The organism is Hydrogenovibrio sp. 3SP14C1 (genome assembly GCF_029625905.1).
Lineage (GTDB): Bacteria > Pseudomonadota > Gammaproteobacteria > Thiomicrospirales > Thiomicrospiraceae > Hydrogenovibrio.
The window spans coordinates 1-254 of record NZ_JARTLM010000213.1; the positions used below are offsets into that span (position 1 = coordinate 1).

1 protein-coding gene is annotated in these 254 nt (G+C 42.5%); it reads left to right on the top strand.

Annotated elements, in window-relative coordinates:
• The coding region (locus tag P8629_RS12295) for a DUF1120 domain-containing protein (RefSeq protein WP_278166389.1) at positions 1-254 on the top strand (254 nt) is incomplete at both ends.

Genomic DNA, 254 nt, shown 5'->3' on the forward strand with positions numbered 1-254 from the left:
TGTTAATGACGAACCTGTCTGCAAGTGAAGACAATCAACTGCCGGAAAAACGTATTAATATGGGTATTAAATGCAATTCCGAACGACTTGTTGCGTATACCCTTCATGATGAACGTAGAGATTCTCTTTATAATGGTGTGATTAAAAATGCCACCGTTGATGGCAGCGATATACCCGCAAGCAGCAATCAATTTGGTCTGGGGCTTACGAACGACGGTGAAGCAAGACTGGGGGCATATACTGTTATTAACTGG